26 protein-coding genes are annotated in these 21,940 nt (G+C 39.0%); 18 read left to right on the forward strand and 8 right to left on the reverse strand.

Features of this window, described 5'->3' with window-relative positions:
• Positions 1–24: 24 nt before the first annotated feature.
• On the reverse strand, positions 25–336 hold the full coding sequence (locus QWY88_RS05835; RefSeq protein ID WP_304545032.1) for a hypothetical protein: 312 nt from the start codon (positions 334–336) through the stop codon (positions 25–27).
• Between the two features lie 9 nt (positions 337–345).
• Positions 346–1,674, reverse strand: coding sequence for an NFACT family protein (locus QWY88_RS05840; RefSeq protein WP_304545034.1), 1,329 nt, complete (start codon positions 1,672–1,674; stop codon positions 346–348).
• Positions 1,675–1,758: 84 nt separating this feature from the next.
• Between QWY88_RS05840 and QWY88_RS05845 the strand changes: the two genes are divergently transcribed.
• The 9 genes from QWY88_RS05845 (at position 1,759) to QWY88_RS05885 (ending at position 10,263) form a co-directional block, all read left to right on the forward strand.
• A complete protein-coding gene (locus tag QWY88_RS05845) occupies positions 1,759–1,914 on the forward strand; it encodes a hypothetical protein (RefSeq protein WP_304545035.1) in 156 nt (51 codons plus the stop codon).
• Positions 1,915–2,025: 111 nt separating this feature from the next.
• Entirely contained in the window at positions 2,026–3,852 is a 1,827-nt protein-coding gene (locus tag QWY88_RS05850) for a TonB-dependent receptor plug domain-containing protein (protein ID WP_304545037.1), read from the forward strand.
• 14 nt (positions 3,853–3,866) lie between these two features.
• Positions 3,867–5,429: an ABC transporter substrate-binding protein gene (locus QWY88_RS05855; protein ID WP_304545039.1), complete on the forward strand. Its 1,563-nt coding sequence runs from the start codon at positions 3,867–3,869 to the stop codon at positions 5,427–5,429.
• 1 nt (position 5,430) lies between these two features.
• Complete coding sequence (locus QWY88_RS05860; protein ID WP_193114712.1) at positions 5,431–6,123, forward strand: ABC transporter ATP-binding protein; 693 nt, start codon at positions 5,431–5,433, stop codon at positions 6,121–6,123.
• On the forward strand, positions 6,120–7,064 hold the full coding sequence (locus QWY88_RS05865) for a FecCD family ABC transporter permease (protein WP_304545043.1): 945 nt from the start codon (positions 6,120–6,122) through the stop codon (positions 7,062–7,064). Before QWY88_RS05860 ends, QWY88_RS05865 begins: the two co-directional genes overlap by 4 nt.
• Positions 7,061–8,413, forward strand: a complete 1,353-nt coding sequence (locus QWY88_RS05870) for a cobyrinic acid a,c-diamide synthase CobB (RefSeq protein ID WP_304545045.1) — start codon at positions 7,061–7,063, stop codon at positions 8,411–8,413. The genes QWY88_RS05865 and QWY88_RS05870 overlap by 4 nt, the downstream gene beginning before the upstream one ends.
• Entirely contained in the window at positions 8,410–9,036 is a 627-nt protein-coding gene (gene bluB / locus QWY88_RS05875; RefSeq protein WP_304545047.1) for a 5,6-dimethylbenzimidazole synthase, read from the forward strand. The genes QWY88_RS05870 and bluB overlap by 4 nt, the downstream gene beginning before the upstream one ends.
• A gap of 1 nt (position 9,037) precedes the next feature.
• Entirely contained in the window at positions 9,038–9,463 is a 426-nt protein-coding gene (locus tag QWY88_RS05880) for a cytochrome c-type biogenesis protein (RefSeq protein WP_304545049.1), read from the forward strand.
• On the forward strand, positions 9,463–10,263 hold the full coding sequence (locus QWY88_RS05885; protein WP_304545051.1) for a phosphotransferase: 801 nt from the start codon (positions 9,463–9,465) through the stop codon (positions 10,261–10,263). The genes QWY88_RS05880 and QWY88_RS05885 overlap by 1 nt, the downstream gene beginning before the upstream one ends.
• A 3-nt stretch (positions 10,264–10,266) precedes the next feature.
• Here the strand turns inward: QWY88_RS05885 and QWY88_RS05890 are convergent, their stop codons facing one another.
• Both QWY88_RS05890 and QWY88_RS05895 read right to left on the reverse strand, forming a co-directional pair.
• Positions 10,267–11,952 carry a protein adenylyltransferase SelO gene (locus QWY88_RS05890; RefSeq protein WP_304545053.1) on the reverse strand — a complete coding sequence of 562 codons (1,686 nt, stop codon included), beginning with the start codon at positions 11,950–11,952 and terminating at the stop codon, positions 10,267–10,269.
• An 89-nt stretch (positions 11,953–12,041) separates the two neighbouring features.
• The gene (locus QWY88_RS05895) at positions 12,042–12,668 is read right to left on the reverse strand and encodes an alpha/beta hydrolase (protein WP_304545056.1); all 627 of its coding nucleotides are present in this window, start codon (positions 12,666–12,668) and stop codon (positions 12,042–12,044) included.
• Between the two features lie 46 nt (positions 12,669–12,714).
• Here QWY88_RS05895 and QWY88_RS05900 point away from each other — a divergent pair, with 46 nt between their 5' ends.
• From QWY88_RS05900 to QWY88_RS05935, 8 genes are read left to right on the forward strand one after another with little or no spacing between them, the layout of a single operon-like run.
• The gene (locus QWY88_RS05900; protein ID WP_304545058.1) at positions 12,715–12,921 is read left to right on the forward strand and encodes a hypothetical protein; all 207 of its coding nucleotides are present in this window, start codon (positions 12,715–12,717) and stop codon (positions 12,919–12,921) included.
• Positions 12,918–13,961, forward strand: a complete 1,044-nt coding sequence (locus tag QWY88_RS05905; RefSeq protein ID WP_304545060.1) for a pyridoxal phosphate-dependent aminotransferase — start codon at positions 12,918–12,920, stop codon at positions 13,959–13,961. Before QWY88_RS05900 ends, QWY88_RS05905 begins: the two co-directional genes overlap by 4 nt.
• Positions 13,906–15,336, forward strand: coding sequence for a cobyric acid synthase (locus QWY88_RS05910; RefSeq protein WP_369811214.1), 1,431 nt, complete (start codon positions 13,906–13,908; stop codon positions 15,334–15,336). The genes QWY88_RS05905 and QWY88_RS05910 overlap by 56 nt, the downstream gene beginning before the upstream one ends.
• Positions 15,320–16,183 carry an adenosylcobinamide-phosphate synthase CbiB gene (gene cbiB, locus QWY88_RS05915; protein WP_304545063.1) on the forward strand — a complete coding sequence of 288 codons (864 nt, stop codon included), beginning with the start codon at positions 15,320–15,322 and terminating at the stop codon, positions 16,181–16,183. Before QWY88_RS05910 ends, cbiB begins: the two co-directional genes overlap by 17 nt.
• 37 nt (positions 16,184–16,220) lie before the next feature.
• On the forward strand, positions 16,221–17,198 hold the full coding sequence (locus tag QWY88_RS05920) for a CsgG/HfaB family protein (protein ID WP_304545065.1): 978 nt from the start codon (positions 16,221–16,223) through the stop codon (positions 17,196–17,198).
• Positions 17,198–17,494 (forward strand): hypothetical protein, encoded by a 297-nt coding sequence (locus QWY88_RS05925; protein WP_304545067.1) that lies wholly within the window; start codon positions 17,198–17,200, stop codon positions 17,492–17,494. The genes QWY88_RS05920 and QWY88_RS05925 overlap by 1 nt, the downstream gene beginning before the upstream one ends.
• Positions 17,494–17,877 (forward strand): DUF4810 domain-containing protein, encoded by a 384-nt coding sequence (locus QWY88_RS05930; RefSeq protein WP_304545069.1) that lies wholly within the window; start codon positions 17,494–17,496, stop codon positions 17,875–17,877. The genes QWY88_RS05925 and QWY88_RS05930 overlap by 1 nt, the downstream gene beginning before the upstream one ends.
• Complete coding sequence (locus QWY88_RS05935) at positions 17,867–18,568, forward strand: GNA1162 family protein (RefSeq protein WP_304545071.1); 702 nt, start codon at positions 17,867–17,869, stop codon at positions 18,566–18,568. Before QWY88_RS05930 ends, QWY88_RS05935 begins: the two co-directional genes overlap by 11 nt.
• Positions 18,569–18,571: 3 nt before the next feature.
• On the opposite strand, the gene QWY88_RS05940 is transcribed toward QWY88_RS05935, so the two are convergent.
• From QWY88_RS05940 to QWY88_RS05955, 4 genes are all read right to left on the reverse strand, one after another.
• Positions 18,572–19,216 (reverse strand): hypothetical protein, encoded by a 645-nt coding sequence (locus QWY88_RS05940; protein ID WP_304545073.1) that lies wholly within the window; start codon positions 19,214–19,216, stop codon positions 18,572–18,574.
• Positions 19,213–20,127 (reverse strand): MlaD family protein, encoded by a 915-nt coding sequence (locus tag QWY88_RS05945; protein WP_304545075.1) that lies wholly within the window; start codon positions 20,125–20,127, stop codon positions 19,213–19,215. Before QWY88_RS05945 ends, QWY88_RS05940 begins: the two co-directional genes overlap by 4 nt.
• Positions 20,117–20,482, reverse strand: a complete 366-nt coding sequence (locus QWY88_RS05950) for a hypothetical protein (protein ID WP_304545076.1) — start codon at positions 20,480–20,482, stop codon at positions 20,117–20,119. Before QWY88_RS05950 ends, QWY88_RS05945 begins: the two co-directional genes overlap by 11 nt.
• Positions 20,483–20,580: 98 nt before the next feature.
• Positions 20,581–21,366, reverse strand: coding sequence for an MlaE family ABC transporter permease (locus QWY88_RS05955; protein ID WP_304545078.1), 786 nt, complete (start codon positions 21,364–21,366; stop codon positions 20,581–20,583).
• 125 nt (positions 21,367–21,491) lie between these two features.
• Between QWY88_RS05955 and QWY88_RS05960 the strand changes: the two genes are divergently transcribed.
• On the forward strand, positions 21,492–21,938 hold the full coding sequence (locus QWY88_RS05960; protein WP_304545081.1) for a DUF3015 family protein: 447 nt from the start codon (positions 21,492–21,494) through the stop codon (positions 21,936–21,938).
• Positions 21,939–21,940 lie beyond the last annotated feature (2 nt).

Genomic DNA, 21,940 nt, shown 5'->3' on the forward strand with positions numbered 1-21,940 from the left:
AAAAATATGATTTATTATAACCTATCACACTTTAATATCTAATTTATGGATTGGAGGTGGTGATGTTTCTTCCTCTTCCTCATCTTCTATTAGACGTTTTTTACTTCTTTTATTTTGTTGATCCGCTTCCTCTTTTGTATGTTCACGATCGGGATCAACTGCTTGATTCTCTTCTGTAGGACGTACTTCAAGTACCTCTTTTTCTTTATCTTGCACTTGAGACTGAGCAATCATGTTTTGAAAGTCCACACGATTATTGTGTGCATTTTGCACAGTAGTCGCTGCCGGTGTCATCTGATTGACAAAAATTGCGTTTCCTATCGGTCCAACAGCCATAACCTTCTCCTATTCTCGGGTATCTATCTCTACCGTTTTATACTTATTGTAGAGAACATTTGCCCCGTTTTGGATGTTTACTTCCCTACGAGGGGTATAATCGACCAAAAACTTATCTTTTGAAGCGGTTGAAAAATCTACGCATAATCTTGCCGCCGATTTGATGATCCGCTCAGGAAGACTTTGTTTATCTGTAGTTATTATAACATGAGTTGAAGGTCTGTCTTTTAAATGGAGCCAGATATCTTTTGCTTTAGCACTCTCTAAAAGCTTGATATTCCCTTTTTCATTTTTCCCCAACTGCACTTTATAACCCTCGATCCAAAAAGTCTCGATCGATTCATCTTTTTTTATCTTCTTGTTTTGTATCTGTTTTGGAAAGAGTAACTCTATTTTTGCCGTATCTTTCGCTTGGGAAACGGTATTGATAAAGAGTTTTGTATGCTCTATCTTGCTTCTTAAAGACTCCTCTTCAATGTGAAGATGTCTTGCTCTTTGCTTCGCTTTTTTACTCTTTGTAAAGAACGATTCGCTGATTAAAAATGCATTGGGGTACTGCTTCTCTAAAGCCACCTCTTTGACACTTCCGTCATAATCGTTAAGTTCTAGTTTTTTCACATAAGGCTTGATGTTCTGCGCATTTGCAAGTACCAAGTTCCCCAGATGTTCAAACTCACTCGCCTGAGCCTGCAAAAGTTCTTCAGAATCGAGTTTTTTATAAAGCTTTTCAAGTTTTTTGAGTTTTTTCTCTAAAGAGCTGATCTTTTGTTTTTTCAAAGATGCTAATTTTTGCTCTTGTTCTTTATCGTACACTCCATATAAAAAGCTCTCTACATCCTCAATCGGATACTCCTTTGCAATAAACGGTGCCTGTGGAATATCTAAAAGTTTTTGCCCCACTCTTACTTCACGGAATGATGAGAAAAGGTCAATATGTCGCAATGCCTCAAGAACAATATTGTTCTCATCTAAAACGATGATATTGGTGTACTTTCCTGTAAATTCTAGCTGCAGATAAGTGAGTTCCTCTTTATATGCCGAAGCAATCGATGTTTTAAAACGGATAATTTTGTCATCATTGAGAAGTTCTACACCTAAAATGTTTGAGCGGTTAAACCGTTTTGCAAGGATTACGTCAAAAGGAGCGTTGTAGACCTTACTTCTAGGGTACTCTTTACATTTAAAAATGCTGGAGTTTGAGCGGGTCATATTAAAATAGATCTCATCATCTCTGTCAAAAGCGATCTTGATAATTGTGTCGTTCACACGATGGATAGCTGCTATTTTTTTAAATTGTTTGAGATATTCTACGATCTGTTTGAGGTGTGATAATTTCATAACCGTATTTTATCCTAATTGTAAAAACTTTGTTTCCTCTTATAACTTTTTCACTATAATTCGCTAAATTTTAAGGAGAGGGCTATGTATAGACCTAAAGGTTTCGGTAAAAACTATTTTACATTAGCAGCGATCCAAGCATACATATCGCAGCTGAAGATCATTGCTCTTGTTTCTTCTGTTTGTACGCTAAGCGGGAAACCCTTACGTGTACAAATTGCCTCTCCTCCTGTATTTTAAACGCAGAAAATCCCGTTGACAAGCACACATTTGTAAAATGTGTAGCCGAAAACGGACAAGATTTTACTGTGCAATCCTTTTAAAAAAAATAGATAAATACAGGAAATTTTCATGCAAAAAAAACTACAACTATCACTACTATGTATCGCTTTCACAAGCCAATTAACTGCTCAAGATATAAACCTAGAATCTATTACAGTTACATCTGCGGCCAATACTGAGCAAAAACTTCATGACGTCACGGCAAATACTGAAGTGATCACTGCCGAAGAGATCGAAGAGCGCCGTTTTACAACCGTTACACAAGCGCTAAACTCTCTTTCAGGGATCAATTTTTCAAGCAACGGCGGACTCGGAAAAGCAACCTCTGTTTATCTTAGAGGTTTTGATTCTAAAAGAGTTTTAGTTCTAATAGACGGAATCCGTTACAACGACTTGACAGGGCTTGACGGTGCACCTTTTGGACATTTAATGATCTCCGATATTGAGAGAATCGAAGTGATCAAAGGGGCACAATCCGGTATCTGGGGAGCTGATGCAAGTGCAGGTGTTATCAACATCATCACAAAGTCGGCAGAAAAAGGGTTCCATGCCGGTGCTAATGTAGAATACGGCAACTACAACACGCAAAAACATGCCCTGAACCTCTCCTACAAAACTGACACTTACTATGTAAAAGCAGCTTCGCAGATACTGACAAGTGACGGTTTTTCCACAAAAGTGCCAAAAGGTGAAAACGTAGATGACTATGAAGCTGACGGCTATAAGAACATCACATCTGATCTAAAGCTCGGTTTTCAATTTAATGAGACAAATAAAGTTGACTTCTCTTATACTCGCATTGATGCCTATTCAGAGTACGATCCTTACGATTCTAACGATACAATCGAAGCAAATAAATACGGTGAAGATGTAACCCACGATTCATTCGGGCAAATTACTTTTGATCATATTGACAGTTTTAACGAGTTTAAACTCTACGCAAAAAGATCAATATTTAACAGACAATATCTTACAGACAATCCGACTTCTCACTATAACGGAAGTGTTTATGAGTACGGAGCAAACTCAAAAATCGGCTATGATGAAAAAGATTTTGTATTGATCGCACTTGATTATAAAACGTTTAAGCACGAAAATGATCTGAATGAAAAATATAAAAACCAGGCAGGTACAATCACCAACTCAAATATTTTTAAAACAGATAATGGCGAAATTATCTTGACTGAAGCCCTGCGTTACGATCACTACGATATGTTTGATGATAAAACAACGGGAAAAGCGGGGGTAAAATACAACTCTAAAAAATATAAAACTCTCTCATTCTCTGCAAATATCGGTTCAGCGTATAATGTTCCTACTCTCTACAACCTCTACTCATACTACGGAAATGAAAACCTCAAACCCGAAGATACGACATCTTTCGATGCGACAATTGAGTACAAAGGGTTTAAAGCGACTTACTTTTACAACAGAGTCAAAAACATGATCGACTATGATTTTACGATCAGTAAATACAATAACATTCAAGGGACTTCTATTCTCAAAGGTTTTGAGCTTGGATACAAAGAGTACCTTACAGATGAGATCTTGGCAGATATCAGTTATACCTACCTCGATGCAAAGAACGAAGATAAAGAGGCTTTAAGAAGAAGACCGCAGGATACGGTTAAATTTGCATTTGCATACTATCCGACGCAAAAACTGCAACTTGGAGTTGACGGGGAGTATATCGGTTCACGTTTTGACAGAGACAATAACCAGGGGGTACAAACAGGCTACTATACTCTGGTAAATTTCGTAGCAAATTACAAAATAGACAAAAACTTTACAACTTACTTCAAAGTCGATAATATAACAGATACTGATTATCAAGTGGTTGACGGGTATGCAACGGCCCAGAGAAGCACATATCTCGGTGTAAGTTATAGATACTAAAGAGGATGAAACGATTGAAAATATTTGCAGTGCTATTGCTTGTTTTTACCCTTAACCTCTTTGGAGCTGAGCGTATTATCGCACTATCGCCTTCGATCAACGAGATCATCTTCGCTCTTGGAAGTGGAGGTGAGGTGGTAGGCAATACCGAGTACTGTACATATCCCGAGCAGTCAAAAAAAGTGACAAAGGTGGGAGGTTACTTCTCCCCCTCTTTAGAGAAGATTGTTTCACTGCACCCGACTGTTGTAATTATGCAGAAAAACAACTATAAACTCAGCCAAAAACTACAACAGCTCGGGATCAAAACAAAAATTGTAAAGATAGATACTTTGCAAAATATCAAACACTCCATTGTTGAACTTGGAACTTTACTTCAAAAGCAAGAGCAAGCAAATAAGATCATCCAAGATATAAACGAAGCCCTTCAAAGCCTTAAAAACATAACTGCTAACAAAAAAGTGTTAGTTGTTATCGGGCATAATACATCGTTAGCTTCAAGAGTTTTCGTAGCGGGACAAAACCTTTACTTTGACGATATCATTGTGGCAAGCGGCAATACAAATGCCCTGCAAAGCTCACGCAAGGGACAGCCTATCTTAAATGCCGAAAACATAGTGGCGACAAATCCGGACATCGTGATCCTACTTGCTCACTCTATGAAAGAAAAACACCTCACAAGAGAGGATCTCATTAACCCGTGGAAAGCACTTCCAGTCAATGCCGCAAATACAGATTCTATCTACATCATAGATAAAAAATATGCCGGGATTCCAAGCAACAGACTTGTATATTTTATTGATGATTTTAAAAATATTTTACTCCACTACACCCAATGTAAAAATAGAGCGATAGTCTCTCAAAGCCCATACATCACTCATACTTTGGAGTTTTTTGATCTGCAAAAGTGTATAGTGGGTGCAAGTATCTATGATGAAGCGGTGAAAAAAAATACACCAAGAACCGGTAAAGTTATAAACCCCGATAAAGATGCCATTAAGCAGCTTGAACCAGACTTTATCTTTACCTCTGAGTGGACAAAACCGCAAACGCTTAAAACAATTACCCCTGAAAAAAGTAAAAGCTTTATTCTCCGCGGTTTTCATTCAATGCACGAGATCGAAGAAAACCTAGAAACAGTTGCCAAAGCTTTAGATCTGCAAGATGCACAAGAGAAAATAGCACGCTTTAAAAAGAGCTATCATTCACTTGCAAAACAAATAGATGCCAAAGAGAAAAAAGTGCTTCTTTTATCTGCCTGTTCAAAAGATATCTACTCCTACGGGAAAAACACCTATCTGGGCGATCTTTTTTCACAATGCGGTTTTAAAGTGGTCGACAATGCAAAAAAAGTGAGAAACTTTACCCTTAACGAACTCAACGAGTTTATAGAAAAAGAGAAAATCGACTTTATATTTGGCTTTGTACCCTACTCTAAAGCAACAACGTGTCACGTGTTAGAGACAACTAAAAAGCTTCCGATTGTTTACCTTAACGGAGATAATTTTATGCACCCAGCCCCTGCTACACTGTTAAAAGGGTTACAAGAGTTACAATCAAAAGAGGGAGAGTGGTAAGATGCTCAAAGTAAACCGCTTTTCAAACCATATTCTGCGTAATATCAACTTCTCCCTTGAAGATGGCGAGAACCTTATTATACTTGGTTCCAACGGTGCAGGAAAATCTACACTTGCAAAAGTTTTATGCGGACTCACCCCCTCTGAAGATGTGGAGATTTTCTCTAAAAAGCTCTCTCGTCTTAGTGCCAAACAAAGAGCACAACTTATTAACTACGTCCCTGCTAAACTCGATATTTTCGATGAATATATCTCTATGAGGGAGTATCTTGAACTGAGTCGTCTCTATTCGGAATTTAATGTAGATCAAGCGCTCAAACTTTTAGCACTTGAAGATCTGCAGGAAAAAAGTTGCAAAAATCTCAGTAGCGGAGAAGCGCAACTCACAATGTTGTGCAGCGCGCTTTTACACAATGCCAAGATCACGATCTTTGATGAGCCTACGGCAAATCTCGATCCGAAAAAAACCAAACAGGTTTTTCACTTTTTACAAAACGATCATATACAACAAAAGATCATCATCACGCACGACTTGAATATTGCGCATAAACTTGGATTTAAAATCCTCTATATGGAGGATGGAGCTGTTACGTTTTTCGGAAAGAATGAAGATTTTTTTGAGGAAGGAAACCTCCAAAACATTTTCGGCTCAAGCCTTAAAACAGTTGCAGGCTATTTTATGGTGAATCTATGAAAACGCTATTTATACTCCTATCTTTAATTGTTTTGGCCCTCGCACCATTTTTCGGACAGATCGAGCTTCACTTTGACAAACTCAATGAACTAAGCACCGTTGATCATATGCTCTTTTTCGATCTGCGCCTGCCGCGTGTTATCATCGCATTTTTTAGCGGTGCACTGCTGGGGCTAAGCGGTTTGATCTTCCAATCTCTGTTTAGAAATCCTATGAGTACCCCGTTTACGTTAGGAGTGGCCAGCGGTGCTACACTCGGAACCGCTTTTGCGATCGTCTTTGGTTTTGTAAGCTTTGCGGCACTCTTTGGATTTGTTGGTGCTATTATGACAATCGTGATCCTATTTGCGATCACCTCACGACTGAAAAACTACGAGATATCGACACTTTTACTCGTAGGAATTGCACTGTCGTTTTTTTACTCTGCGGCACTTATGATACTTTTTTATCTCAGTGATGAAACTCAAAGTTATGAAATTGTCCGTTTTACTATGGGAAGTTTAGATATCGTCGGGCTAAAAAGCACTCTGCCGGTTGTGATCGCATCACTTATACTTCTTGGAATTGCCCTAAAGTTCAAAAAAGAGATACAGATCCTCCTCACCTCTTACGATAACGCTTTTTTAAAGGGAATCGAGGTCAAAAAAGTAAGCTCGATCTTACTCCTTGTGGTCTCTATCGCCATCGGTGTTACCGTGAGTGTAGTCGGGCCTATCGGGTTTGTCGGTCTGATCGTCCCCCATATCTTAAAAATCATCTACAAAAAAAGTGCCGATAAACTCCTTGGAGTGACATTTTTTTACAGCGGTATCTTTTTGGTTTTATGTGATCTTATTGCAAGAAACCTCGGGGCCTCTTCAGATATCCCTATAGGTGTTATAACATCGTTTTTAGGGGGACCGTTTTTTATCTATCTGTTAGTCTCAAGGAGAAGAAGTTGAAAGACCATTGTTTATATACGTCCAAGGAGCAAAGCCCCTCAGACTACGCTAACGCTGAGTTTTCTTCGGCAGAAAGCCCTCGCGCCCTTGGCGCTCTTTGTATAAGCGCTATCGCATCAAATCAGGGAAAGACAGTGCTAACAACAGCACTTTTACACCATTTTAGAGACTCAGTCCGTCCCTTTAAAATAGGGCCTGACTTTATCGATCCGCAGTTTCATGAATCGATCTGCAAAACCCCTTCGATCAACCTTGATAGGTTTATGATGAATGATGAGCAGTTAAAGTGGCTTTTTAACCACTATTCCAATAAAGCAATCTCAATCTGCGAAGGGGTAATGGGCTTTTATGACGGGATGGATAAAGGGAGCAGTGCTTACGATCTCTCAAAACTTTTGCAAATTCCTACTATTTTACTCTTAGACGGAAGTTCAAGCTACATCACGGTTTCAGCAGTTTTAAAAGGGCTTGCAACTTATAAGGAGGATAACACGATCAAAGGTGTTGTTCTTAACAAGCTCTCCTCTGAGTCCCATTATGAGCTGATTAAAAAGCAAATAGAGAGTGACTTTAATGAGATCGAAGTTCTAGGGTGGATCAAAAAAGGGCTAAACACCTTAGCTGACACCCATCTGGGACTTGATCTAAAAGATACTAACAAAATAGAGACGATCGCAAACGAGGTGTTAGAGCATATCGATCTAACTAAACTTGAGCAGATCGCATCTAATTTCACACCCCAAACTACCCCAAACTACCCGTTTGAAACATTAGAAAAAGTGGAGAGAAAAATAGCAATTGTAAACGATGAGAACTTCTCGTTTCTCTACCACGACAACGCACAGTTTTTACAGGAGCTCTTTAGCGATGTGGTATTTGTTAGCGGTACAAAAGATGAGCAGATTCCAAGCGATGCAGATGTTGTTTACATCCCGGGCGGTTACGTGGAAATGGAGCATAACTATGCCAATCTAAAAGATTCCAACAACTTCAAAAACTCCCTAATAGAGCACGCTAAAACAAAGAAAATCTATGCGGAGTGTGCAGGGCTTTTGTATCTTGGAAATAGGGTTGACGAAAAAGCAATGAGCGGGATTTTAGATCTTGATTTTACACTGCATAAGCGGTTTCAGCGTATGGGGTATTATTACGCCAATGAGGAGCATACAAAAGGGCATTCGTTTCACTATACCAATGTCATAGACCCTAAAGAGGGCACGGAAATTCTCTCTAAAACTAAAGGTGGCGAGGGGCAAATCGGCTCTTGGGAAAAAGGTGATGTTTTTGGAACCTATCTGCATATAATGCTGCGTCCAAACGGCGAACTTGTTAAAAGAAGATTTCTATGAAATTTTGCGAAAACGACACTCAAAAACTTTTGGAGATTATGAAAGCAAGACGCGATGTTCGAGGCAACCGCTTTATAGACAAAAAAGTGGAGGATGAAAAACTCTCCCTTATTTTGGAAGCTGCCCTTTTGGCACCATCGGTCGGTTATTCACAACCCTGGAAGTTTATAGTGATCGAAGATGAGCAGACAAAAGATACGATCTTAGAGAATTTTGACGGGGAAAATGAAAAAGCTAAAGAGCTCTTTGCCTCACGCAAACTCTACCAAAAACTAAAGTTAGAAGGGATAAAAGAGGCACCCGTAAACATCGCCGTACTTTACGAGCCAAGCGGTGAAGATGTACTAGGTATGACAAGCATGGAGCAGATGGGTGAATACAGCGTAGTGTGTGCCGTGCAAAATATGTGGCTGCTTGCAAGAAGCCTCAATATCGGGATCGGCTGGGTGAGTATCTTGGATGAAAACAAGGTACTCCAAACACTTGAAGCTCCGAAACATGCAAAACTGATAGCCTACCTTTGTGTCGGCTATGTCGATAAATTTTACGAAGAGAGCGAGTTAAAAACACTCGGCTGGGAACAAGAAAAACAACTTACACAGTGTGTAACATATAGGAGATAAGATGGGATATAGCTCATGGTTTGAAGAACATGCAGAGATGCATAAAGAGATCGTTGATCGTTTGGTTGCCGAGGGGAAAACTAAAGAGGAGATCATCGATTATTTTGATTTTGAAAATATGGTTGAAAAAGAGCAGGATTTTTGTCCCCTTTATAAAGAGAACCGTAAATGTCACGACATGGAGAAATTAAACTGTTACCTGTGTGCCTGCCCCAATTTCCGCTTTAAAGACGTGGGTATTCAAAAAATTGATAACCTGACACAGTACAGCTTCTGCTCGATCGACTCAAAAGACGGGCGTCAAGGTGTGTATGGAGAGAAGATCCATCAAGACTGCTCAAAATGTTCTGTGCCACATCACAGAGGTTATGTTGAGAAACATTTTGACCTCGACTGGAAAAAGATTATGCAGGAGTGTATCCTTTAATGGGAGTAAACACTCATATAGATTTAACGACCTTAAACACTCTGTTTCCTGAGTACAATTTTACAAAGCTGCACCCAACATCTGATGGGGTTATAGATACCACTTACATCATAACAAACAAACAAGAGAGTTATATTTTAAAATATTTTGACAGAGATATATCTCAACAGATCAAGCAAGATAAACAACTGCTTACAACTCTCCATCAAGCAGGTCTTAATGTCCCTTTATATCTCGATGAGCAAAAAGGCTGGTACCTTTTTAAACGCCTGAAAGGCTCAAGCCCAAAAAACATACACCTTTTTCATATCCAAGCACTTGCCCGTTTTATGGCAAAGTACCATTCACACACAAAAAGCCACCACTGTGCAAACTCTTTTTTTGCCCCATACAACATTGATGAAAAACTTTACTTTCTGAAAAAAAATTTCTATCTCCACTACAAAAAGTTAGAACCGCTTAAACACTATAAACTAAAAAATGAGGGGTTTATCCACGGAGATATTTTTACAGACAATACAGTTTTTGAACAAAATAAAATAGGAGTTTTTGACTTTATAGACGGGGGATGCGGAGAGTTTTTATTTGACATTGCCGTGGCATTGTTATCCTTCTCACCAAAACAAAAACCTTCGGATTTTAAGATCTTCATCAACACCTACAACCGTTTTAGCTCGAACAAGATAAAAGAAAAAGAGCTCAAAGCAATGATCAAAACAGCTGCACAGTTTTATGCACTGCTTCGCCTCACACGAAACAAAAACACTCAAAGAGCAAATGAGCTTCTCAAGCTATGCTAAGTATCACGATGAACAGCTCACGTACGAAATACCCGCTACTCTAAATAACTCGTCAGGTTTGAGTCTATAGTATTTCTCCTCCATCTCTTTTGAGAGTTCAGCATAAGGATCGTTCATCACCTCTTGGAGTTCGTGTACAAGGGTATAGTCCCCTCTCTGGGCTGCCTGATATGCAGGGACTAAAAACCACTCTCTAAGTGTATATTTTGGATTGACTTTTTTCATCTTTTGGGAAAGTTTTTCACGCTCTGGCACCGTTTTTACATCAATAAACGTTTTCCATCTCTCTAACCACTCAATCCATCGCACTAAAAGTTTTTCATTGTAGTTTGCATCGCCATAAAAACTTTTTTTGAGAGTGGAGATATCTTCAGGAATATTTGAGAGTTCACGAAAAAAGATCGTATAGTCAACTGAACTCTCCACCATCAATGTCACAAGATCATTAAACAGCTCAGCATCAAAATGCTCTAAACCTAGTTTTGCTCCCCACATCTTGATCATTTTACCCTGCATCACTCTTGGAAACTGTTTTTCGATCGTCTCTAATTGTTGTTGTGATTCCTTATCTGCATCCAATAAAGGCTTAAGTGCTGCTATAAACATCCCAAAGTTACGCTCGGCAGCCTGGGGCTGATTTAAAAACGAGAAATGTGCACCCCCGCCCGTCCACGGCTGATAGCGTGGATCAAACATATCCATAAACCCAAAAGGACCGTAATCAAGGGTAAAACCGCCTACCGCAGTATTGTCGCTGTTAAAATTCCCTTGACAATACCCAACACGGATCCAATCTGCAACCAAAGAAGTCAGACGGTTTTGAAATGCTTTTGCGAGTAACACCACTTTTTTCTCAAGCGGCAGACTCTCCTCAATCTCCTCTTTATACTCACGCTCAATTACATGTAAAACGATCTGCTCTAGTTCTTCCATCGCCCTAGTATGCTCTTTTTTACGTGCACGGCGACCAAAAAGCTCCACCTGCCCCACTCTTAAAAATGAGGGTGCGACACGTGTCGTAATTGCAACATCCTCCTCTATCATCACCTCAGGATCTCTTGAGTATGAGCCATCTCGAAACCAAGGACGTCTTACTTTTTCGGTTTTTGAAGTGTAAAGAGTTAAAGATCTGGATGTAGGTACACCTAAAGCGTACATATGCTCCTGCGCCAAAAATTCACGAATGCTTGAACGAAGTACCGCACGACCGTCAGCTCCTCGGCAGTAAGGTGTACGCCCGCCCCCTTTGAGCTGCATCTCCCAGCGTTTGCCATTTATAACAGCTTCTAAAATAGATACGGCTCGTCCGTCCCCGTAACCGTTACCTGTTCTAAAAGGGCACTGCTCATAGTACTCAGTTCCATAAATTGAGAGTGCATAACCCGTTGCCCACCCTTGCTTTTTCAGTGACTCTGGCAGCCCAGAACTGTCACCCGAAAACATCTTCATAAAATCTTCTGACTTTGCCATTGCATCATCAAAACCAAGTTCTTCAAAAAATTTTTTGCTGTGTGCGATATAAATCGGATTTTCTATAGGGGTAGGATTTACCGGAACATAGTGCCCGCTAAAAACCTCTCTTGGGTAATGATCAGCGCCGTCATCTCTAGCGTCTGGATCGGGTGTAAGTGTATCTACAAGTGAATAATCAGCAAGTTTGGAAAGCTCTTCAAGTGTTTTTACCTTCATATATCTTCCTTAAGGATCTTGTTCTATATTTGGCACTATATCAAGTAAAACACAAACTCTGCTTGCTCAATGAGAGTAGATAAAATATTTTATAAATTTTTATCGCACAGTTGTTTTACGATTGTTATTTCATCTTTATGGATACTGTGATCTTTCTCTATAGCTCTAAAATCTACCTCAAATCCGGCATCTATGAGTTGTTCCACTTGTTTTTTACTCTCTTCAAACGGAAGTACTTCATCATATGTTCCATGTGTACAGAGCCATTTAGCTTGTTTCACATCAGAATTCATCTCAGCTAAAAGCTTTTCTACATCGTAAATATACCCGCTTATAGCGATATAACCCGCAAGTGCTTTATGATATCTTGCTCCAAACTCAAAAGTAAGAAGCGAGCCTTGCGAAAAACCGAAGAGGTAACTCTGCGTAGGATCAAACTCCTCTTCAAATAAAAGATCGAGACATTTTGTCAGGAGTTCCGATGAGTACTGAATCCCTGGATATTGGTTTGGAGGGAGGTTATACCACGAAAAACCGCCATAGTACTCAAACGGTGCATCAAAGAGGATATAGTTCATATCTTCAAGCTCTAAAAACGAAGGCAAGCCTTCAAATCCTTCAGAGGAATCCCCTCTGCCGTGCAACACTATCATCAATTTTTTAGATGGAATTTTGGATGGTATAAAAATATTATCTAGTTCTAAATCTTTTCTCATAATTTATTTTACATTTTTATTTCCCACATTTGGATAAAATTACACTATGGAAATAAAACTTACAGAAGATAATTACGAAAACCTGGAAAACTTTGCACAACTGCTCAAAAAAGAGCCTTCCGAGATGATTAATGAAGCTCTGCAAAGCTACTTTGAATATCAACACAAAAAGCTGGTTGAAAAAAATCTTGAAGATGACAACAGTATGACCAACCTAGACTTTGATGAATTTTGGGACGGGGTTGATCTATGAGCCACGGCGGAGATATCTACAAATACGCAAAAATTTTAGAGTGCGAGCCCGATGAGATCATCGACTTTTCATCCAATATCAACTGTTATGAAGCAGAAAACGAGCTAACGCTAACAAACAAAACCATTACGCAATATGCAGACTTTAGATATAAAGAACTAAAAAGTATTATTGCACAAAACTACGATGTAAAACCCTCTCAAATAGCTTTATATAACGGAGCAACCACTGCTATCTATGAACTGTTTCGCAGCATCAAGCAAAAAAGAATTTTTCTCTATGCCCCACTGTATAGCGAGTATGAAAAAGCTGCCCAAAAAACAAAAAAAGCTGTCTTCAAAGTAAGCCGTTTAGGCGGAGATATGGAAGATGAAGTATTAGAGAAATCGATCGTCGTCTTTGTAAATCCCGCTACGCCTGATGGGACCTATTATGACAATGAAGAGCTTGAAGAACTTTTTTCTATGTGGATCGAAAAAGAGTGTACGATCATTATCGACGAGAGCTTTTTAGAGTTTGAAGCCCTTCCATCTATTCGTCATAAAATCAACACGTATAAAAAACTCTATATCATCCAGTCTTTTTCAAAGTTTTATGCATGTGCGGGAGTGAGAATCGGAGCCATATTCTCAAGCAAAAAGAACATTAAAAAACTTGAACCAAGTATCTGGAACATCTCTTCACTCGATGTGGAGTTTTTAAAACAGCGCCTCAGTGATGAAGAGTTTAAAACCGCTTCAAAAGAGTTTCACAAAAAACAAAAAAACGAACTGTTTGAGATCTTGGAAAACTCGGGTGTGTTTGAGCAGGTGTTTGAGAGCGATACAAACTTTTTTCTGACAAAATCAGAACGTGCAGCAGAGATCTTCAACCATCTTCTTGAGGAAAAAATCTTAGTAAGACGCTGTTTTAATTTTGACTATCTAGATAACACCTTTTTGCGTTTTGCCGTAAAAGATTCAGCTTCACACCAAAAGCTCAGAGATGCACTCGCAACGCTTCTTAAAACCTCAGAAGTACAAACAGATGAACTCCCTTAGTATCCTTGGGACAAGCAGTGATGCAGGCAAATCAACTCTGAGTTTTGCCCTTACCTATCTGCTGCACAAGCGGGGAATTAAAGTAGCCCCTTTTAAAGCCCAAAACGTCTCAAACAATTCCGTTGTTACAGACATAGATGCGGGAGAGATTGCTATCCCTCAGGCATTTGCGGCAAAAGCGATAGGGCTTGCGACTACTCCTGCAATGAATCCGATCCTGCTAAAATCGGGCGGAAAAAACAAAGCCCATATGATCATAAACGGCAAAAGTGTCTCCAACACTAATGTGCGTGAATACTATAAAAACATCGACACCCTAAAACCGATCGTAAAAGAGGCCTATAAGCGCTTAAAAAACGAGTATGAGTGTATTGTTGCAGAGGGTGCGGGAAGTCCCGTTGAGCTTAACTTAATGGATAAAGATCTCAGCAATATCTACGTAGCACAGGAGTTCAACACGAAAATTATCCTCGTAGCAGACATTGAGCGCGGCGGTGTGTTTGCTTCGATCTACGGAGTGTATAATCTTCTTCCGAAAAAACTGCGTAAAAACGTGGTCGGTGTGATTGTAAATAAATTTCGCGGGGACATTACCCTTTTTGACGAGGGTGTGAGAATCATCGAAGAGGAGTTTAAAATCCCTGTTCTGGGCGTTGTTCCATATAGACCCTTTAATCTCGGTTTTGAAGACTCCGCTTCACTGATGAACTACAAACAAAATACAAAAGATGCGATCATAAAAGTTGCAGTGATAAACCTGCCGCATATCAGTAACTTTACGGACTTTGAACCCCTTGTAGTAGATCCCCAAATTGAGTTAAATTTCATATCAAATCCTGCACAGGCAGATAGTTACGATCTCCTTATAGTACCTGGTTCAAAAAGGGTCGTTGATGATCTGATGTGGTTACGTGAGAGAGGTTTTGAAGCAATTTTTCAAGATAAAAAACGCAAAATCTTTGCTATTTGCGGCGGCTATGAGATGATGTTTGAAAACATACGCGATCCGCAGCAAGTAGAATCGAAGGTAGAGAATATCTTAGGTTTTGGACGTTTTAAAGGGGAAGTTGTTTTTCAAAAAGAGAAGATCGTAAAACAGGGGTGCTATAACCTTTTTGGAGTGATGGGCAACGGGTACGAGATCCACAACGGCATTGCCAAGAAAAATGCAAAACGTAAAAAAAATCTCTACGGAACTTTTATACACGGTATTTTTGATAATGACAATTTTAGAAAAGCACTTTTTACTAACATAGATGTAACATATAGAGGGTACAATTTTAACAAATACAAAGCCAAGTCTATCGATCTCTTTGCAATGCATGTACAGGAACATATAGACTTAGACAGGATTGTTGATGCTCTTTATCACTAATATATTTGTCGCCCTCTTTGCCTACATGATCGACAAAAGGTTCGGGGAATTCACTTTTATCAAACACCCCGTAATACTTATGGGGGATCTCATCACATTCTTTGAAAAAAAACTCTACAGCGATTCAATCCTTAGAGGCTTTTTCCTTGTACTCTGTGTGTTAGGTGTTATAGGTTTCGTGAGTTATGTGTTAGAGATTTATCTTGCCCATTTTAACTTTTATATCCACTTTATTATCGATGCAGTTATCGCTTCGATATTTATAGCCCATAGAATGTTAAAAGACTCCGTAAAAGAGATCATCTTTTTAGAGACTATCGAAGCAAAAAGAAAAGCTGTCTCTATGCTAGTCTCCCGTGATACTAAAGATCTAAGCGAAAGTGATATCTACAAAGCTGCTATTGAGACATACGCGGAAAACCTTAGTGACGGAGTTATTGCACCGCTGTTTTACCTCATAGTTTTCGGACTTCCGGGAATTATCATCTATAAAGCGATCAACACAATGGACTCTATGATCGGATATAAAAACGAACGTTATGAGAAGTTTGGAAAAGTGGCGGCACGTCTTGACGATATCGCGAACTTTATACCTGCAAGAATCACCGCTCTTTTAATTGTACTGCTATACCAAAAGAAGTTTGATCTCAGCTATCTTAAAACTGCTAAGCTTCATGAGAGCCCAAACGCAGGTTACCCTATATCTGCGATGGCACAGGTGCTAGAACTGCAACTCGGCGGCGATACATCCTACTTCGGCAAAATCAAAAAAAAGCCGTTTTTCGGAAACGGTAAAAGCACCATCTCAAAAACAGATCTAAAACAAATGTTATCTCTTAGTTTTTAGTTATAATAATCTATTCTCAATTATTTAGGAGGAATAGATGTTGTTAAAAACTACCTATCTTACACTTGGGTTATCGTTACTGCTCGGCGGTTGTGCAACTATGCAAAAAACGAAAACACATGAAACACCTAAGAGCACTCAACCAGTTGTTAGTAAGTCTTTACAAGTTGACACTACCCAACCAAAAGGGTTAAAACGTAAAGTTGCGATCGGAAGATTTACTAACGAGACAAAATACGGTCAAAGTTTTTTTCTAGATAAAAATAACGACAAGATCGGGAAACAGGCAATGGATATTCTCTCCGCAAAACTTTTTGAATCGGGCAAGTTTATCATGCTTGAGCGTGCCGATCTTGCAAAAATAGAAAAAGAACTGAAAATAGGAAACTCAAAAACGCTTGCCAATGCAGCTGACTATCTCATACTCGGTTCCATCACAGAATTTGGACGTAGAGAAGTAAGCGACGTCGGTATTTTCAGCCGCGTTAAAAAGCAAGAGGCTTTTGCAAGAGTACACATTAGAATCGTTGATGTCAGTACGGGACAGATCATCTACTCTGAAGAGGGGAAAGGAACCTCATCTGCCGAAGCGGGAACTGTGATGGGTATCGGGGGAAAAGCAGGCTACAACGCTCAACTTAACGATCTCGCTATCGATGCCGCTATCTCCGATCTCACATCGAACATCATTGAAAATATGACTGACAAACCTTGGAGAGGCTACATACTCGGTTACGAGAACGGAAACCTTATAACTTCGGGAGGAAAAAGCCAGAACATAAACATCGGTGATATATTTGATGTATATAAAAAAGGGAAACAGGTGAAAAATCCTCAAACAAACATGATGATAACACTTCCAGGGAAAAAACTGGCATCCGTATCTATCGTTGCTACACTTGGAGATACACCTGAAAATGAAGTATCTTTGGCAGAGATCATAAACGGTGACCTCTCTTCGTATATTTCAAGCAAAGATTTTTCAAACTTATATATTCAAGCAGGAGATAAATAATGAAAACTTTAGCAACATTATTGATAATGATCACTTTGTTACTCTCAGGATGCGGTTTAAAACAGGGTGTGGAAACTTCGGCACAAAAGGCGTATCTCTACTTTAGTGGAGATACCGATGATGTTTTGGTATCGATTGATAACGGTGAACCTTTTGAAGTAAAAGAGGGAAGAGAGAACCAGTACTCCATAAAACCGGGGAAACACCTTATTGAGATCTCTAAAGACGGAGAGATTATTATTAAAAGAGAGATATATGTAGGTGATGGTATTGCCAAAGAGATAGAGGTACGATAATGAAAAGCCTTAAAGTACTCTCGATCTTTACTTTTACCGTTATCACACTCGCTATGAGCGGATGTTCAACACATACACCGCTGTACAACTACGGTGAATATAGTGAAAACTACTATGCTCTAAAAAAAGAGGCTACTCCCGAAAGTGCCCAAGAGTATCAAAAATCTTTAGAATACTGTATAGAGAATGCTAAAGAGAGCCGTTCAAAAAGAGTACCGCCGGGGATATATGCAAACTTAGGATATCTGCATCTTAAAGCGGGACAAAACAAAAAGGCGATAGAAAACTTTACTAAAGAGAAAACTATCTATCCAGAAGCGACATTTTTTATGGACAAAATGATCAATAAAGTAGAGGCACTGGAGCAAGAAGATGAGAAGTAAAAAATCAGCACTATATATAGCACTACTGACACTCACATTTATTTTAAGCGGTTGTACAGCGGGACCGACCTATGTTACAAAAGGCTCGGAGTTTCCTAAAATGTATGAACAACAACCCCGTTCACTTCTCATTCTCCCACCGATGAATATAAGTACCGATGCCGAAGCAAAAGACTACTATATGACCACGATAGAGATGCCTTTTGCAATGATGGGGTATTACACTTTCCCTGTTGAGATGGTGGGTGATGTTATGAAGCAAGAGGGTGTATACGATACGGAGATTCTCTATAACCTTCCTGCAAATAAGTTTTACGACTATTTCGGTGCAGATGCAGTACTTTTTACCAAGATCACAAAATGGGATCTCTCATACATGGTCTTAGCATCAACACTTACCGTAGCTATTGAAGCAAAAATAGTCTCTACAAAAACTTCAGAGGAGTTGTGGAGATACACGGGAATGGTTAGAGTTGATCTTAGCGGCGGCGGTGACTCAGGCGGCAGTATGGCGGGACTTTTAATCAAAGTTGTTGCAACTGCCGTAAACAGTGCTGCTGCAGATTATGTTACATATGCACGTCAGGCAAATTCCAGATTGATATACTCGCTTCCTGTTGGTCCATACCATGAAGCTTATATGCAGGATCAAAATATGCAGTTAGTGGACCAAACACCAAAAGATCAATAACTTTTACTCTAATAACTCAAGCTTCTTGATTAACAATCTTTTAGCTTGGGGATCTTCTGTTTTATCTCTGAGTTTTTTGAGTAAAAACACAATCCCTTTTTTATACCCGTAAAACGACATTGTCTCTATAGAACCACTCAGTGTCTCTTTGGAAACCTCATCCCCGAGCAAAGCAGCAGCTAAGAGTTTTGAAACCGGGTCATCTATCTTCTGTACGATTTTATTTGCCTGAGTCAAATCCCCTTTTTGCATAACTGCAACAAACTCTTTGTATTTAGCGGGAATCATTTCCAGATCTATATCACCCCACTCTTTTTGGAGCATTTTGTAGTAGTTTTTTATCCTTGGACAGCTTACCAGCTCCTCCATCTCTTGATACTCTGCACACTTATCATTAATCCCCACTGCAATGTTAAGTGCACATTTTCCAAGCTCTATAGAAGCGAGCTGTGTAACATCACCGCCCCTTTTTGCAAAAGAGCGTGCAGATTGCAGATCAGCCTGTGCCAAAATCTCCTTGTCACAGAGAAAGTTTTTTTTGTAACTCTCAAAATAGGAGCTGCTTTTATACTCCCAACTGTTTGGAGCAGGTTCCATACTACAAGATGTGAATAACAATAGTGAAACAATCAAGAACGTTTTTATCATGGTAACTCCACCTCATTTTTGGATTGGTCTTGTAAAAGGGTATCTATCTTCTCCATCAATGCATCGGTCTTCTCTATAGTATGTTTTATACTTTGACGCATCACTTTGATATCGCTTCCCGATTCCCCCAGATTTTCTACAAGCGGTTCAAGCGTTTTCAATTTTTTATTCACATCATTCAAAATATTGTAAAATTCTTTAATACTTAAAGATGTAGGCTCGATGATATCATGTTTAAGATCTTTTGTCGCCCCGTTAATATTTTGCAGGATCTGATTTAACTCGTTCACGGAGTCGATCATCGCTTGTGTCGCTTTTTTATCCCCTGTAATAGTCGTTAAGAGTGCATCGTTTTTTGCAAGTTTTTCACTGAAAAGCTCAAGGTTTTTAATCGTTTTGTTAAATGAGGAGTCTTGTTTACTTAATTCATTCGTCATCGTCTCGATATTTTCGATAATATGCAGCAGTCTTTCAACAACCGGCTCAAACTTTGTTACGAGGTCATTAATATCATCCGTTATTACAATAGGCAGACGTGAATCAACCTCCAAGTACTCTTTTTGGCTTGTAGCATATACTTCGATATGTGCAGAACCGATAAGGGGCTTTTTTAACATGAGGTAAGTGTAACGGTTGATCCACTTTCTGTTTTCATTTGTCACGGCAAAGTGAATAAGTACATTACCATCATCTTTTAGTTCTATATCGTCTATGTTTCCTATCGCAAATCCCGAAAATTTTAAAGGCATCCCTATAGTAAATGTTGCTGCGGATTCGGTGACGAAGTAGTATCGGTACTGCTTTTCAAAAACCCCTTTTGCATCGAGTAAGAAGTAGGTAAAACCACTTAAACTAAATACGAGTACGAGAACAAAAATACCGACAGAGAGTTTCATATGTTCATAACGCATCTATTACAACCTTTTGATCACTTATCTTATCATAATGTGACTTGTTTGCGATAGTGTCTAAAAATATAAACTCTTTTTGAGAGCCTAATTTTCTGATACTATCAATCAGTTCATTTGGATCTACGATCGAGTCTATTATGGAAAAAGGAAGACGGATAATGATTTTCTGGGCATCTGCCATTATTGCGCGGATCAGCATCACGTAGAACTTCTCCAAATTGGAACAATCCCGCTGACGTTTGTCGGCAATATCTTCCAACTCTATTTTTTGCAACATATCTATAGCCTCTTGTTCTGCCAAACGCAAATCTAAACCGTGATGTACTTCCCGTATTAAAGCGATGTTTTCCTTCATATCAAGATTTGAGAGTAAAGGGGTCTCTTTTGAGATCAGTGTTAAAGACCTATAGGTTTTTATATGATTATCAAGCTCATAATAGTGATGAAACAGTTTTATATAAATTGTACTAGTAATGATAACACCTCAATAACAAAAATAGAGATAAACAATCTTACCATCCCTTTTAAGACCGATATCGGTATAGCCGTATAGCTGTTAAATGCCTGTAGTCCACTATAGATGGGGATAAGCATCGTCATAAATCCAAAGGCGATCCCTTTGGCAAAAAGTATTAAGAGGTCTTTTAACTCGATCGCATTAAGCAGAAGCATCTTATAGGAGTGGATATCGAAACTCATATAGAAGAAAACAAAAATATATCCTGCTAACAACATAATGATCGCAAACAGCGAGGTTAAAGAGGTCACACTGATTATTCCGCTGATGATTCTAGGGATAAAAAGATAACTCACCAGATCTATTTTGTACTCATTGAGGGTGTTTAGTTCTCTATTAACTTTCATCACCGCTATCTCTGCATTTACAGCTGCCGAAGAGCGCAGAGAGATTAACAAGGCGGTAAAAAAAGGAGCAAACTCATCAACCACAAACTTGATAATGATAGATCCCATCTGCTCCTGAAGACCGTACTCGACAGATACTGAGATAACTACGCCGATAACAACCGTACCAAATAAGATGGAGAGGATTGTAAAAAGGGGTAATATCTCAATAGTGGTAAAATAGATCTGCTTTATAAGGACTGAACGCATTGCAGGGTTATAACTGGCAGGGAGAAACATACTTACACTGCATACAAGTGTAAAGTAAAAAATATCGTTAAGTGCGCTTAGAGCATGAAGTGTTTTTTCGCCGATATACTCTACTATTTTGATCATGTTGTCTCTTTAATACCCTTGTTAATGTATTGTATCACAAAACTATACTAACTTTAACATTTTATATTTTCTTTAAGTTTCTTTTGCATACAATGTGTGATACCAAAATTCAAGGAGTCAAAGTCATGAAAAAGATTTTAGTAAGTACAGTAGCTGCTTTAGCTATTACGGCAACAGCGTTTGCAGGTGTAAACAACCAAACTGGTTGTGGTCTTGGTTCGGTAATTATCAAAGATGATTCATCTGCAGTTCTTTTAGCTCTACAAGCTACAACAAACGGTACTTTAGGTAACCAAACTTTCGGTATCACTTCAGGAACTTTAGGCTGTAAAAAAACTAAGTTTGTTATGAATGAAAGAGCTGAAGAGTTCGTTGCATCTAACATGGATACTTTAGCAAAAGAGATTGCAGCAGGTCACGGTGAATCTGTTGATACTCTAGCTGAGCTTTTAGATGTTCAAGATAAAGAAACTTTCGCATCTGCACTTCAAGCAAACTACAACAAAATCTACACTTCTAAAAATGTAGAAATGAACGAAGTATTAGACAACATCTCTGAAACTTCAATGTAATA

The organism is Sulfurimonas sp. hsl 1-7 (assembly GCF_030577135.1).
Lineage (GTDB): Bacteria > Campylobacterota > Campylobacteria > Campylobacterales > Sulfurimonadaceae > Sulfurimonas > Sulfurimonas microaerophilus.